The 14,668-nt window shown below is 55.9% G+C and carries 11 protein-coding genes; 8 read left to right on the top strand and 3 right to left on the bottom strand.

From position 1 onward, the window contains the following. Positions 1-221 precede the first annotated feature (221 nt). The 4 genes from PCO31010_RS00980 to PCO31010_RS00965 are packed head-to-tail and all read left to right on the top strand — an operon-like array spanning position 222 to position 4,993. Entirely contained in the window at positions 222-1,154 is a 933-nt protein-coding gene (locus PCO31010_RS00980) for an AAA family ATPase (protein WP_174984173.1), read from the top strand. A gap of 47 nt (positions 1,155-1,201) precedes the next feature. Further along, complete coding sequence (locus tag PCO31010_RS27155) at positions 1,202-1,363, top strand: hypothetical protein (RefSeq protein WP_425494993.1); 162 nt, start codon at positions 1,202-1,204, stop codon at positions 1,361-1,363. 9 nt (positions 1,364-1,372) lie between these two features. Beyond that, positions 1,373-2,884 carry a hypothetical protein gene (locus PCO31010_RS00970; RefSeq protein WP_150662590.1) on the top strand — a complete coding sequence of 504 codons (1,512 nt, stop codon included), beginning with the start codon at positions 1,373-1,375 and terminating at the stop codon, positions 2,882-2,884. A 39-nt stretch (positions 2,885-2,923) separates the two neighbouring features. Continuing rightward, positions 2,924-4,993 (top strand): PIN-like domain-containing protein, encoded by a 2,070-nt coding sequence (locus tag PCO31010_RS00965; protein WP_150662589.1) that lies wholly within the window; start codon positions 2,924-2,926, stop codon positions 4,991-4,993. 1,456 nt (positions 4,994-6,449) lie between these two features. On the opposite strand, the gene PCO31010_RS00960 is transcribed toward PCO31010_RS00965, so the two are convergent. Continuing rightward, positions 6,450-7,832: an AAA family ATPase gene (locus PCO31010_RS00960; protein WP_174984170.1), complete on the bottom strand. Its 1,383-nt coding sequence runs from the start codon at positions 7,830-7,832 to the stop codon at positions 6,450-6,452. Positions 7,833-8,117: 285 nt separating this feature from the next. Between PCO31010_RS00960 and PCO31010_RS00955 the strand changes: the two genes are divergently transcribed. From PCO31010_RS00955 to PCO31010_RS00940, 4 genes are all read left to right on the top strand, one after another. Beyond that, on the top strand, positions 8,118-9,350 hold the full coding sequence (locus tag PCO31010_RS00955) for a site-specific integrase (RefSeq protein WP_150662587.1): 1,233 nt from the start codon (positions 8,118-8,120) through the stop codon (positions 9,348-9,350). 1 nt (position 9,351) lies between these two features. Next, the gene (locus PCO31010_RS00950) at positions 9,352-10,899 is read left to right on the top strand and encodes a site-specific integrase (protein WP_150662586.1); all 1,548 of its coding nucleotides are present in this window, start codon (positions 9,352-9,354) and stop codon (positions 10,897-10,899) included. Then, positions 10,896-12,950, top strand: a complete 2,055-nt coding sequence (locus tag PCO31010_RS00945; RefSeq protein WP_246184377.1) for a hypothetical protein — start codon at positions 10,896-10,898, stop codon at positions 12,948-12,950. The genes PCO31010_RS00950 and PCO31010_RS00945 overlap by 4 nt, the downstream gene beginning before the upstream one ends. A 259-nt stretch (positions 12,951-13,209) precedes the next feature. Further along, positions 13,210-13,686, top strand: coding sequence for a hypothetical protein (locus PCO31010_RS00940; protein WP_150662585.1), 477 nt, complete (start codon positions 13,210-13,212; stop codon positions 13,684-13,686). A 76-nt stretch (positions 13,687-13,762) separates the two neighbouring features. On the opposite strand, the gene PCO31010_RS00935 is transcribed toward PCO31010_RS00940, so the two are convergent. Then, entirely contained in the window at positions 13,763-14,086 is a 324-nt protein-coding gene (locus tag PCO31010_RS00935; RefSeq protein ID WP_174984167.1) for a helix-turn-helix domain-containing protein, read from the bottom strand. A gap of 141 nt (positions 14,087-14,227) precedes the next feature. Further along, positions 14,228-14,638 (bottom strand): Mov34/MPN/PAD-1 family protein, encoded by a 411-nt coding sequence (locus PCO31010_RS27150; protein WP_174984164.1) that lies wholly within the window; start codon positions 14,636-14,638, stop codon positions 14,228-14,230. Positions 14,639-14,668: the final 30 nt, after the last annotated feature.

Raw genomic sequence — 14,668 nt, 5'->3', positions numbered from 1 at the left:
AGACCGATCAAGTGACCAAGGTCGGTCGCCTTAATCATGACGGGTTTATTTGTCGGGCGCAAATCGCCTGCGATTCAATGTACCGCTATGATAGATTCACCGCGGCGCTACGAGTGAATCGTGGATATACTGAAGGACAACTAACAATAGGCTCCAAGACTTCGATCTGCGCGGCGGCGACCGCCTGATCGGGTGCTTTGCCAGTTCATGCGGGGGAAATCGTGGACGCGGGATGGTGGACAAAATCAGAGCAGTTGGATCCGCAGCAAGCCCACATCGTCAATAAGGTGGGCGTTGATGAATCGTTTCTTGTCACTGGGGGTCCCGGCTCAGGGAAGACAAACATCCTGTTGCTTCGGGCACAGTACATGCATCTGAAGCGGTTCAAGAACATTGTTGTGCTCACTGTAGGGCGGTCCCTGACAGAGTTCATCAGAACAGGCATTGCGGTCAAGCAGGTGCTTGAGATCGATCACGTCTCCACGCATCGACAGTGGTCTATTGATCTCATTCGGCAGAGCAGGCCGCATCGACTGGCCGAAGCGACGGAAGGGGACTTCCGGCAGTCCAGCCGGCGCTGCGCGGAAATTCTTTCGGAAGTAGCTGCGGAACTGGGCCCCGAACGATATCAGGCGATTCTTGTGGATGAAGTCCAGGATCTAGGCAGCGAGGAACTGGACTTCATGAGGAAGATTACGCCGCGACTGATTCTCGCGGGCGACGGGAATCAACAACTGCAGGCAGGAAAGGGCATTGCTTCGGCGTTGGATCTTGGCCTTCAACAGTTTGATCTGCCGTTCCACTACCGTATCGGACAGGCAATCTGCACCGTCGCAGACCGGATCCGCCCGCCGATCCCGCCAGCAAAAAGTCTGCTCGCAACTTGCAAATACGATGAAGACGTACTGCCGTCCTCGGCGAAACTCTTCCCGTGCGGGTCCATCGACGAGCAGCTTGAGAAGCTCGTGACGGCGATCAAGCGGCAGTTGAAGGCCTATCCCAATGAATTGATTGGTGTGCTGATGCCATTCAATAGCGATGTCCAACGTGTTAAGGAGCGGCTGTCAGACTGCGAGTTTGGCAGCGTCGTCGGCTACCACGAAAGCGGCGGAACGGGGACCGTTCCTTCACCGCGAACCAGCGAGTATGCGTAGTCACGATCGATTCAGCCAAGGGGCTAGAGTTTCGCGCGACGCATCTCATGTTTGTGGAAAAGCTGCGAACCGCGCGCCCCGAAAAACTCTTCACGGCCGTGACGCGCGCCAAGACGAGTCTTTCCGCCTATTCGACTGGCTCGGTGCCGCCCCTGTTGGACGCCGCGTTCGCAGAACCTGCAGAGCCTACCCTGGAAGACCTTTTTTAACATCCGATAATGACCTCACGCTCAATTACCTGGTTTTCCGTTGAACGGGGCGACATTTCGAAGGCTCTTGTTGGTGCTTCGAAGCCTGCGTCCAGTCATGCCGACTGCGCAACACCGCTAAACGGTCCGGCCAGTGAAGGTGATCTTGCTGTTGGCTTTTCCAAGAATGACACCGGAGTGACATTTGCTGCGGTGGCCGTGGTCGACCGCGTTAAGTCGGACGACCTTTTCGCGTGGCTGGCGACATATTCGCCGGACGTGTTCCCGATCAGCCAGTACGTTCGCCTGCTGGATCACGATGAGTTCAGGCTGTCCGAGCAAATCCCAGCGTCAGCATCAGCTGGTGCAGACACCATCTGGCCATCGCTCATCCTTGGCGAGCTACTCGCACAGGGTGGCAACCCGGAGTCCGGAATAACAGCGGTGCCTCTGTCCCGAGTGCAGTTCTGTCATGGATTCACCGCAGCAAGGGTCTCGGCGCTCTTCCGGAGCGACAGTCAAGCGCTTCGGGTCGCAGCCGATCGGATTGAGCTGCTTGAAAAAGCTGAGAAGCGTTGGCGAATGATCGGCGTCGATGTGCTGCGCATGACCTGGGCGCTAGCAGAGGACACGTTCGGGCAAGATGCATTCACTCGCGAACTCGTAAGCCTACTTTCCTGGACGTTCGAACGACTACGCGAGCAACGGGGGGCACAGCCAGCATTGCCTGAGGAATTGCAGGCGATATCACTGAATCTTCGCAAGCTGGCATCCGGTCCGCTGGAATATCGCGTAGAGGAGTTCGAGCGCGCTACGTCGGTCCTGCTTGCGAACAGTCACTCCTTGGGCACCGTCGCACATGCACGGCTGCCCGCGCTGCTGGCCGCTCTCGCACTGTGGGTCGGAACCGGTACTGGTCATGTCAGCCTGCTGGCGGAGGTGGCAGAAAAGCAGCCTGCGACGTATGCTTGGTTCGGTGCGTTCGCTGGCGCTTTGGGGCCTACTTACTGGCATGCGGACTGGGCACGGACCACGGCAGCCATATCAAAGCAGTTGCGCAATGGCTTTGACATTGCTGCACCGTCAACCGCGGACTTGGCGTGGACGGAGTTCGCGTGGTTGCTGTCGGTCGGGCAGTTCGACCTTTTGTCACGCGTTCCGCGTGTTTCCGCAAAGGTTGTTTCTGTCGACGTGCTGCCAGGCGCGCCAGCCTCGTTCCGTCTGTCAAGTGACGAGGGGCATGCTGCCCACGGCGATGCGCCCCGGGTTGAGCCCGCCTTGAGGAGTCAGCCGAAGCTGGATGTGCAGGCTCCGTCGGCCGTCGCCGTGCGGACTGGCAGGTCTGCTAGCGGGTCTTTGCTGCCAGAGCAGATGGACGTCATCCTCAAGGCTGTGGCAAGCCTGTCGTCCCTGGTCAATGATGCCCGCAGACCGCAGCCAGATGTCTCTGACGACAAGTTCGAGCTCAAGCCGCCACCTGCTGCCACCAAGAAAACTTCGGTGGGCCGCAAGACATCGAGGAAGACGAACGCGCGCAAATGATGCATCGCATCGAATATGGGTACTGCCCGGCGAGACGCAATGGGCGGCAGTGCAAGCAACCTGTCATTCAAAGGCATGAAATTCGCTGTGTCGAATCTCTTCGATCTTAACGAACCAATCGGACTGTGGGAGCTTCCCCTTTCGCCCAGCCAATACGAAGCAGCCTGCTTTCAGGCGTTGGTGGACGAGAGGACGCTGGTATTCCTAGACACCAACGTTCTGTCCGCAGCCTTCAGGCTTCATCAGGAAGCGAGGGAAGGACTGTTCAAGCTGCTGCGCATACCACTGGCGACCAAACGCCTCATTGTGCCTGCATGGGTTGCGAACGAATACGTGCACAACGCATTCAAGACGGCAAAAAAAACGCATGGTTTTCGCGAGGCGGATCTGGAACGCTTGCGATCTTCGCTGCCCGCGACGAAACAGTTATCAGCGATTCTCCACCAGGTTGCATCCGTGCGGGACATGGAGAGAATCGCGAAGCGTTTGAACGTCACACCGGCCGAGGCCAGCCGCGAACTGAACGCTCGCGTCGAGCAACTGACGAACGCGTTGGGTGATGCGGGCGGAGACTTGGCCATCGATGCGGTGCACCGGGAACTGTTGACCGAGCTACGTGCTGCGTTTGTGGCTAATGACCTTGGCCAGATCGCAAGAATGCTTGCCGATCAGGCTGCCTATCGTAGAGCAAGCCGGATTCCTCCGGGACTGACCGACGCCGAAAAGGGCGTAGCGCAGGGCGACGACGAGGCTGCGGGCAACGCCGACGGTGACCTTGCGATATGGCTCGAGATTCTCTCCCTTTCCGAAAGTCACTCGGTGACCGGCAAGTCGTCCACTGGCGCGCAGGTGTCCTTCAATATCCTTGTCATTTCGCAGGAAAAGAAAGAGGACTACCTGTATCGCCCGAGGCTACGGATAGCAGAAGCAGCAAAAAAGATCGGGATTGAGGAAAATCCCGATATCAGGCTGATCGACCCGCGGCTTGTCTCGGAGTTCGAGCACAGGGTAGGCCACCGCCGTGTCGCGTTCGTGAACCTGGAATCACTCGCCGCGGGAGCACTGGCATCGATAGAAGAAAGGGAATTTCAGGACTCGGTGGGTCTGTTCATCGCCGCGATCCGCAAGCAGAAGCGTGCTGCCGACACGAGGCGAGAGGGTGGAGAGGATGTGCTCTCGGGTGAAGCCTCCGTGGATTTGCATGTCGATACCGATGCGCAGGGCGGTCTTGAGCCAGCTTCGGACCTCCCGTTTGAGATGCCGAAAAAAGACGCGTTGCCGCCAAAGAACTTGCCAGTCGACGCTGACGCCGCGTTGGCGCTACAAATTGACGAGGCGGTCATGATCGATAGGAATCGACTCGCTTCACTGCCTCTGGTGGCCGACTACGTACAGGTGGTGACGAATCTTCTGTCCGAGAGCCGTAAGACGGAGGAGATGGCGGTGCGCAGGATTCTGCTCATGGGCGTGCCGCCGCGGCCGGATGCTGCATTTGCGGTCGGCCGGGCCATGTTCGTCGCCCTGCAGTACGGTGCTTCGAAGGCGGCCATCCTGTTTGGCGGAGCACATATTGCAAGCTCGACTGCCTCGCTTGCAGAGCAGGCGTTTGTCGCAGGAGGACTCTTCGAAGCCTTCTTCGAATCGATAGGGCAGCTTCGGGAAAGCGTTTTGAGGGAAGGCCTGCCAATGCTGCTGGATCGAGTTTCGCAGCCGGGCTGGGAGTCAGCGTGCCAATTCATTAACGCACAGCTTGCCCCGTTCACCGCGAGATTTTTCTGGATCCCTGGGACGGAGCAACAGGTGCTTCATGTTCGCATTGGCTGCGACCCCGAAGGTGAATCGATGATCGTCCGGAGTGTGACGGCGGCTTATCCGGGCAGAGCGGACATCGAGCTGCTGCGACCGAAGCAAAGCGAACTGCAGTCGAGCTATCTTGCCAGCACGGTCAACCTCGCAACGCTTCGGGCAGCACTCTCGCGGTTATCGTTGCTGCCGGATGAGCGGGTTCAAATTCAGCTCCCGGGAGATACGCAAAGTCCGCCTATTCTGGTATTGCCACCGGACCACTTCATCAACACGGAGCTTGTCAGCGTGCCGTTGCCGGCATGAACTTGATAGTGAGATAGGGGTTGGTTCGCTTGACTGCGCATACCACCGTCGGTGAAAAATTTTGAAACCGACTGGCCAGTACGTGGTTTTCTCTCAAGTAGCAGTTTGCTTCAGTCTCGCAACGCGCTAACAAGCGGGCGTCGCTCCTGGAAATGTGAATGCTCGTTGACTAAAGTTTAGCCAAGGCTCACCGGCCAAGCGGGGAGCAAATTACGTCACCGATCGCAACTAAAAATTAACGCATGCCAGTTGTCGCGCCAGAGAGGCTCTGGGCGACAAGTGACGTTCGTCGCTTCCGTGACGTGACGTAGATTGCTTTAGTCGCGCATATGTGACGTGAGTTGCTTTAGTCGTGCAATGAACCTGCGGACGATGCCAGATGATGCTTCAACCTCGCAGTAGCCTTAGCCCGTTCGCTACGGAACCGCCGTGACGCCCACCACTCCTCGCGTGCATCTAGAAAATACGAATGGTTCTCATCTTGTCATTTACAGTACCGTAATACTCTTAAGCGTCATTTTTCTGCGTTTAGTCCGGCGTTTTAGAGTACATCAGACCTGAAATGCAGGTAGTTCAATGGCTTAGCGGAGAATTGATGGTAGCGACTGTCTCGTTTGTGGCGTGCCCGTCGACAGCAACGAGCACCTGTTCAGTTCATTGTCACGACGCACGACCCGCTATGCCTCCGCGGTATGGACGACGGTGAGGTTGTCGTCCTTCAGCGTAGTGAGAGATTGTCCAGCTCAAGGATCTTCCAAGCATCAAAGGTGTGCGTGCAGACCAGCTCCTTACCTCGGATTATTTTGGTCTGTCGAGCACAGTGGATCCTGAGACTGAACTCGGGGAGGCGCGCTACGTGGCCCGTATAGCGGATCTTCCTTAGGAAGGGGTGCACGAGGCAGACAGACTCGTTCGCCAGCTCGCGTTGGGAGACAACGCGCTCGAGCAGGTCATGCAGTCGGCTCTGCTCCGCTTCCTCAAGGAGAGAGCTAGACCCCGCGAGGCACGCTTCGTCCCGATGTCAGGAGCGAGGCCGTCCAAGCCATCATTGACGCGCTCGAACGCGATAGACCGACTCCCAGCGGTGAGGTCGCTGGTCCATGATCTTCGTTAAGCGCAATGCTCCCGAGCCAAAATCGCTGTCCTCAGTGTGCTCAGAGCGGTGTTGAAGGCTTGAGGGCACACGCCGAACCCGGGCAGCCATACTCCGCGATGGCTCAGGCGCTTGTTGAGGACCTCGCAGCCGAGCTGCGCGCGTGGATCGCGGCGAGAGCCATCTGATTTTACCGAAATGTGGGAGAAAGGCGACTGTGCGGCAAAAGAATGGCCTTGCCTGAACGGCACTCGACCTTCATTTCTGGGAATTGCGAATGCAACGCGAGACCGGTGCGGCCCGGAGAACTGATGAGGCCGGAGAGGGGAGAACAGTCAACGCCGTGAAAGCACCGCCGCCTGCTCATTTTGATCGTCGCCCAAACGATGGACGCTCATACAACGGGTTGATACCCTGTGAAACGCGAACCGTACTTTCTCGCCTAGGGTCGGGAGCGGACGCATAATCCAAAGCAAGCTGTATGCCCTTAGCTTCGGCACGAAGTCGCACGTAGCCGCGAAACACATTTTCGCAAAATTCGTTGACCCCACGACGCCCTTTATACAGTCGCACTATCGGTTCGTGACCCGAGCGAAGCTTCGCGAGCAGCGGTGTGAACTCCTTTTCCTGCACGGGAGGCAAGCTCAGCCTTTCCAGAATCTTAGAATACGAGTCGAAAATGCTTCGCTGTGTTCGGGTGAGATCACTATGGTCCGCTAGTGCCCACAGTACGAGCTCCAACGTTTCACCGTCGGTACGAAGCAGGGTGGCGTCATATGGCTTTCTGATGAAGTGCTCGATCGCGATGATCGTCTCAACGATGGCCGTGTCCAAATGAGAAATACCGACAACGTCGACAATCTCTTCATCGTAGAACACGGTCTGATAAAGTTTCTCGCAAATTCGATGGATGTAGACCGGAAAACCATCACTTATTGCCGCAATACGGTGGCGCACTTCATCATCAACCGAAAGGCCTAGAGCGGTGGCGGACTTGTCAATGATGTCCCAGCGTGAAGAAACGTTCAGCCGCTCAATTTTCACGCCGTCGAAATAGCGGTTCGCGGAGCCGTGAGCCTCCAGCAGATCGTCGACGGTATCTCCGATGCCACAAAAAATGAACTTGATAGGAACTCGCTGATCTCCAAGTTGCTTCAACAAGTCGGCAAAATGAGAGCGCTCCACGGTGCTCATCAAATCAAACTCATCTATCACAACGATTGGCTGCTTGCTCAATCCACGATCATCTTCGTGAAGCAACAGCGTTACGGCAGCATTCGCATCACGAATGTGCGGCAAGAGTGCTTCCTCCGTCTGACTGGTCGTATCCTTAGTCGCCGTTGCATTCACTGACAGGAAGCTAAGTGGCAACGCTGCAGCCAGATTCCGTGTCAACCGAGACGATAGGGTCCGCTTTGACTCGTACGGATTTCCGCCCCTCAACTTGACGATCACATCCTGCATGACCGACTCGAAAGTGGATGCTTTATGGCAGCTAGTAATAACAGGTTGAGAATCCGCTGACTGGAAACGGAAAGCTGCGGTCTGAGCTAGCGAGGTTTTTCCGACACCACGGTCCCCATGAATGAAAATCTGCCGGCCCCGCATCGCCAAACTGGTCCGAACTCTTTCAAGAGCAGCCTCTCGACCGAACAAATGCTCCGGCGAGGTGACGGGAGACGACGCGCTCAGTTCTTCGTTGAGAATGCGAAACAACTCCTCCTCGGTTGTTCCTCGGATCGCCATTTTCGTCCCTTTCGATAATGTTAATGACATTATACGAAGATGCGGATAACGAACAAAATCGTGTAAAAGAACGCAGGTACAAAGTTGCGCAAAATCCGGGAACAACGTTGCGCAAACCAACGGTAGGGAACGGGTATTCGCTCAACCGCCCCCATCCATCATTTAACATAATGTACATTATGCGAATCAATGGTACCAGAACAAGGTGTTGCGTGATTGTCGGATTCCTCCATGAAAACGAGCAACACTTCACGTATTATTTGGCACCATTTTGTGATTGCATAAATGCCGTATCTGCATCTGTCCCATCCGTCTGTTCCTCGCGCACTCAGAGTTCCAACCCTTGTTGATGCTCACGGCGTACCGCGCTACTGGGCTAACGTCTGGTCCACTATGTGCCTCGGCCATCTGGCTGACTCCACCAAGACAGCAAAACTTCGTCAGCTTGAAACGCTGTACACACACGCAGATCGAATGCTCGGGCCGAGTGGCCTCGATAATGCGCTGTCGCGCCAAGATCACACCGTACTCGCTGACACTCTTGAATCATGGTTTGTCTCGATTCGAAATCGAGCGCCTGGAAGCAGATCCGATGAACTGCGATGGAATACCGGGCTAGCGTTCGTCACGAACATCTCCGCCTGGCTCACCAAAGCCACAAACGCACCCAGCGACGAACGTTCACGAGCTGCTCGGATTCACCGCCTGGGAACACTCTATAGCCAACTGCATGTAGCGAAGAGTTTTTCTTCCGATGCGGTGCGCTCGTTGCCTGCAAACGTGGTTCAGGCTCTTTACGAGCTGCTTGATCCAACGTCTGCGATCAATCCGTTCAAGCATCCCTCAACGCGATGGCGACTTTACTTGGCGTTCACGCTTATGTTGCATCAAGGCTTGCGCCGTGGTGAATTGTTGATCTTGCCCGTGGATTGCGTGAAATCTGGGGTCGACTATCGCACCCAAAACCGCCGCTACTGGATCAACGTGCAGCAGCACGAATATGATGACGATGGCGACGCCTTCGATCCGAGATATTCACGACCAAGCGTAAAGACGGCCAGCTCTATCCGACAGATTCCGGTCAGCGCCACCATGGCCCGCCTGGTACAGACGTACACCGACAACTACCGCGGACGGCCCGATCACCCGTACCTGATCAACTCGTACAAAGATCGTCCGCTGGCGACAGAGTCGCTGACCAAAGCTTTTCGCACAATCTCGGCAGCACTTCCGGAGCTGGCCGCCAGCGAGCTTTTTGATCGGTGCAATAAGACATCGGTTACGCCACATGACTTGCGTCACACGTGCGCCGTCGTCCGCCTGAATCAACTAATCAGCGCGGGTGACTCAATGGACGAAGCCCTTCAAAAAATGCGTACTTTCTTCGGATGGTCTCGCACGTCAACGATGCCTTCTCGTTACTCACGGGCCGTCTTTGAAGACCGGCTCGCCGGCGTTTGGAATGACAGTTTCGATGACCGCGTCGCACTAATCCGAGCAATTCCTCGGGCGGAGTGAAATGAATCAGTTGCACTTGTTCGGCGCCATTTCGTCAGAGGACGAAATGAAAGTACGCCCGCAGATCGCATCCTTCCTAAAATGCGCCCCTGCCCTTCCCCCCGTGATCCGCTATTACGACGAATTTGACGACGTTACGCGCTCAATCGACGCCCCGCAGTCGGCGACAGTTTTCCAAGTGCATGTTTACGGGACTTCCGTTGATTACACTTTCGATCATTTGCCGACCGATTGCGCGGCACTTGTGAAACAAGCATTTCTGTTCGTACTGGGCTTAGGTCGACATGTTGCTACGGCTCGTAAGACCTTTGACGGCGCAAAGCTACTCAGCCCATCGGATGTCGAGCGGATCATTGCAGCGGGGCCGTTGGAGATATCCCAAGAGTGGGTCACACTGCGCGCCCGTGAGCTCCCGATGAGCGCCTATGTATACGTCAAAACGATACTCCGTATGCTCTGCACACTGCGGTTCAACGGTTGGTCCCCTGACCACGAGGGGCTGCTATACACCGGACTTCCCAATCCGACGGTGGTGGCAGATGCCGCCGTTCGTTCTGGCCAGGTATTCCTGACGATTGAGCAAGAATCTCACCTAGTTCGCCATTTGGACAGGATTGCGGCTCAGTTGGACTCTTTGTCACAACCAGATGACCTCGCAGTTGAAGACGCAGGACTTCTGCTCTGCTCGTACCAATTCGCCATGCGTCCCATCCAGATTGCGTCGGTAAAGATGAGCAACTGTCGCATCTGGAGCGATCTGCCCGATGCGGCACCGTCCGTGCATATGACGTTCCACATGGCCAAGCAACGTTCCGTATCTGCTCGACATCCGCTTACGAGACGTGTGAAGCGCGAGTGGGGAGTCATCATAAGGGCCCTCCACGAGAAGCGGACTCGTCGGAAAGGAGCGACAGCCGCTGATCGATTGTTCGACGTTGATTCCGCACGGGAGGTCGGCCTTCGCCTGTCCAGACTCACGGCAGAGCTTTTGGGAGTCGATTCAGTAGGCACCGCAACTGACTTGCGCCACAGTGCGGCGCAACGTCTCGTCGATGCCGGAGCCAATCACGAGGAACTCGCCGAATTCATGGGACACAGCCGTACAGATACCGGTCTGATTTACTATGATGTGTCGCCCACACACGCCGAACGGGTCAACCGAGCCTTAGGCGTGTCCGATGTCTATCAGCGCGTCGCGCGCGTTGCGCATGATCGATTTATCTCAGCCGACGAACTCGCGCAGCTCAAGGAGGAGCAACAGATCGCGGCCGTACCTCACGGAATCCCGATTGCCGGGATTGGCGGATGCAGCAGCGGGCAGCCGACCTGCAGGTTCAATCCCGTCATGGCGTGTTACGGCTGCCACAAATTTCTGCCCCTCCACGACAAGCCAACGCACGAGAGTGTTTTGGCCTCGTTGCGAGAGATCGTGGTGTTTTTTGAGAAAAGCGCGAAGGGCGACGTCAACTCGCCAGCGTACATGCAACTTCGCAGGACCATTAGTGATGTCCAAATGGTTATCGACGAGCTTGCTGAGGATGACAAATGACCCCGCAATTCGAAGCATATATTGGTCTGGGGAAGCGTTTGATGCTCGAAAAGGGGATCAACTGGGACTTCATGCTGGATGACCAAGGGAAGGCAACCGATGGAATTGGCTGGCCGTTGTCTCTGATGGCAGGCGATGTCCCTCCCCCCGCCTTCTACCTGCGCGACTTGTCCGTTGATCCAAAGGCGTTGGAGATCTATGCCGAGAAATTTGGTCGCTCAGGAGAACTGAAAGCTAAGTGTCGTCCGCTATCTGTAGCCTGGCAGGACCTCATCAAGGCCGCAGTTGCCGAACAGCTACTCTTCAAACGAAACACCGCTCCTCACGCCGCACAGCAGGTCGCTCGGCCGCTACGCGTGCTCGCAACCTGTACGACCGCTGCGCCTTGGGCCCTCACTATGGATGACTTTCGATCCGCGATGACCGTCGCGAGCGAGATTCAAAGGAGCGGACAACTGAGCGACCGAATCGTTGGGCTTGCGCGAACGTTGTTTGACACACATCACTTGCTACAAGCGGGCCCCATCTATGGCCTCCTCGCCCAGAAACGACTCATCACTGGCCCGTCAAGAATCGCCCGTCACACTTGGTCCGAAGCACAGTTACGCGATGACCTATCCGACAGGAAGCGGGCTGAGCGCCTGCCTGAAAAGCGAGCATTCTGGGAGCTGGTTCGGATCATCACGACGGAAAAGCCTCAAACCTTTGTGGACGCCCTACGGTTTGTGGCATTGCAGACCATGATCGTTTCTGGGCTGCGAATCTCCGAGGTCGCGTTACTGCCGGCAGACTGCCTTAGAGAGCGTGACTATTTCGACAGAAACGGCAGCCCCGCAGCACATGCAGGTGGAATCTCAAAAGCACTTCTCCTCCGGCATTTCGCAGAAAAACAACATGATGAGAATTCGGATAGTCGCCTGTTGATCGAACGACTTCAGCCTGTACCGACCATGTTCGAGTCGATACTAAGACAGGCGTTGGAGCGCGTCAGCGTAATGACAGCTCCGCTCAGACACACGCTACGCCTGCAATGCGAGACTGGGCGAATTCTCCCGTGGTACGGTCTCGATGATCTCGTTCCGTTTCGGGAACTGTATCCCCACTTGACCGGAAATCCGTTCTTCCTCGACATAGAACAAACGCCATACTTTGAGCGCTATAGAAGTGCGTTCGATCCGGCGGTGTTCGACGAAATTCACGCGGATCAGCTCGCAGCGCCCACCAGCACGCGCTTGAACATGGCGCTGTACATATTTGGCAATCGGTTGAAGGCACTGGTGAGCAGCGGCAAAACCACCTTGCGATTTCGACGTTCCGATGGATCTCCAATCCCGGTCGATACCCGCATGAGTTGGCCCCAAGTCTATTTGCATGTTGGTGAGCTTGAGGCACACCTGCGCGTGCATACCCCGACAAAGCTATCCGACACGTCCGCATTTCCTATTGAGTATGGAACTTTGCAGCCGTGGGAGTTCATGTTCCTGCATCCAAAGCGTTCGGTAGCAGAAGAGCGAAATACGGGCATCTGTGACGTCTCGAGATGTATGGGGGTAAATCGGCCGGACGCAATGCTCATTCAGCTTGCACTCGGCGACCACCCCAGCACCCCCAACCTATTCGGAAAGTACGGTGAGACAGCCGAGGACCGAGCCCTGACCCTGGCATCTCACTCTTTGCGTCACCTGCAAAATACTGAACTGTTCCGCCTTGGCGTCGCGGACACAATCATCTCGAAGCGATACAACCGTAAAAGCGTCGCCCAGAGCTATGAATACGACCACCGCAGTCTCGCAGAGGATCTCGATCTAATTGAGATCCCCGAAGACATTGAATTCCGATTGGGCGAGAAATCGGCCACCGTGGCGCGACTTATTGCGTCAGATAAGATTCGTGGGCCGATTGTTGACTCGTTTCGACGAATCCAAACGTCCGAAGGGGACGTCGCCGCGTTCGAATACCTAAAAATCGAAGCTGATGGATTTCACGCGACACCTTACGGCTACTGCATGAGCTCCTTCACGGTGGATCCCTGCCCTAATCACCTTGAGTGATTCAACGATTGCCGCCACCTGTCAGCGACAGGGCTGCCGGAACACCGGCAAAACCTGATCAACCTAGACACCAAACTTCAGGGGGCCCTCGATGCAATCCGAGCTCGACCGTCAACGAGTGTCGGTAGGAAGAACCAGCTTCTACATGCCGAAGCCCGGCTGAGCGCAGTCCGGAGGTTGCTCGAAACGCCTAAAGGCCATCAGCCTTTCCCTGACGGGCAAGACCTTTCGCAGTCTCTCTCGTCGTCTGGAGTCCTCGATGAATAACGATGCAGTGGAATCAAAAAACGCCGACGAGCAACTTCGCGAAGTGCTCGAGCAGCTTCTAGAGAAAGACGAAGACATCACCGCGCGTGCTGTCGCGCGTTGCCACCCTACAATAAACTCCGCGTCATCAATGACACGCAACGAAGCTCGGCGTGAGCTGATCGCCGAGTACCAGGCTCGGCAGGATGAACTCCGTCGTTGGCGAGGAGCCACAGTCCATCGCGCGAATGCTGCAACGGCAAAGTTACTGGCTGAAAAGGACCGTCGAATCTTGGAGCTTGAGGCTCAGGTACAGCTTCTTACGAGCTCACATTTGGCGGCAATTCGTGCGGTGGGCGAGCTCGGTGGATTTTCGCGGTGGGCCGAGTTTTACGCCGGCTACACTGCCGCCCAACGCGTGCTGGGCGCGGAAACCGCTTCGGCGTCGGATAATGTCAGGCCATTACATGCGAATTCAGATCGCCTGTGACCGGCCCGTTGCAGGTCGACGCCAACAATTCAGCGTTCCATTTTCGCGGACGCGAAAATACCTATCGAGAGAGAACTTAACGAGATTGCAAAACTCGGATGTTCCCCTCCTGAGTCGGATTTTTGGCGTGCTGAACAATTATTTGAATGTCATGCCCCAATCGGGTAACCCCCCTCAGAATAGTCATAACATCAACCGCCCTGAAATTCCCCCTGACAATTTCCGAGTAAATATGAACCGGGAGTCCAAGCACATCGGCCGCCCGTTGCGGCGACCACTCTCGCTGCTTCACTTCCGACGTAAAAATCAAAACAAGTTGAGCCTTCACATGCATCTCATCCCCGTCAGGCATGTCCAGGTCAGCGTAGACGTTTCCAGAGCCAAGCTCCACATTCTTCATTTTCAGCCTCCTGGTAAGGTTCTTCATAGGTTCGATGTTGATTAATCTTTGCGCAAATCACGGTCAAGCACGATTTTCGCGGACGCGAAAATTATTGACTGGACACGCCAGCATGTTCCGTCATGCCCATACAGTCCAGCCTTATGCGTGAACCGATTCGAGCGTGATCCGATGGATTCCAGATCTCCAGACCGCAACGTGATATGAATCGATACCGACAATTACGGCGAGGAATGAAAGCCCGCCTGGCATGCCCTGAGATGATTGATGCCACTGTGAGACGTCCGTGTGTGACGGCGTCGGGGCTCGTTCTGGATGAGTGTGCCATTCCCCTAAATACCCAACTTCGTGTCCAGACGAATACCAGTGTTCTGTGGCCTCCTCTTGGTGTCCGTTTGGTTCGCGCAAGAAAGACGTCCGCGTTCGTGAGTCCGTTGGAAAAGGTGTTGTCGCAGCTGTTATTTCGAAATGACGGCCGCGGCGGCGCCCCAACAAGATGCCTCCGGCCTCCTTGTCTGACGGTTTGAGTTGCCTATAGACGGCGAATGTCATCAGAACTTGTTCCGAAAACAAAGCTATCGT

The organism is Pandoraea commovens, from assembly GCF_902459615.1.
Classification (GTDB): Bacteria; Pseudomonadota; Gammaproteobacteria; order Burkholderiales; family Burkholderiaceae; genus Pandoraea; species Pandoraea commovens.
Note: the sequence above shows the minus strand (reverse complement) of the source record. Positions and strands in the feature narration are given on the sequence as shown.